Here is a 434-nt window from a genome sequence, read left to right on the forward strand (position 1 = left end):
ACCACGCGGCCATTGACCGTTTGCTTGGTTGGCAAGCCCAATATCCATTTGCTCTTGTTGTGGCTGTAGGTGGTTACGGTGCTGCGCGCTGTCGTCGAGACATTGGACTTCACCGTTTCGGTCACCGGTTTTGCATACGAATAGCTGCTTGAGCCTTGGTTGGTATTAAACGCCCATGTATTGGTGTAGGTATCGCCGTCTTGTTTCACGACCGTTTTGGTGGTGTGGATAGGACTGGCATCCGCACTGGTGCCGATACTGCTGACGTTCCCCAGCGGCGCTTCGGGTGAATAGGTGTATTCTTCGGTTTTCAGTACCGCCCCTGACGCACTGGCACGGGTTTCTTTTTTCAGTAGCTTACCGCCAAAGCGCTCCCCGACCCATGAATGGTAGTAGGTATAATGGCCCTCGGGTGCCGTGACCTTGGTCCAGTT

The 434-nt window shown here is 54.1% G+C and carries 1 protein-coding gene; it reads right to left on the bottom strand.

The window, feature by feature from the left end; genetic code table 11:
* The coding region (locus tag AC27G9_RS21270; RefSeq protein WP_487076566.1) for a hypothetical protein at positions 1–434 on the bottom strand (434 nt) is incomplete at both ends.

This window comes from Alteromonas sp. 5NS40-0096 (genome assembly GCF_057544385.1).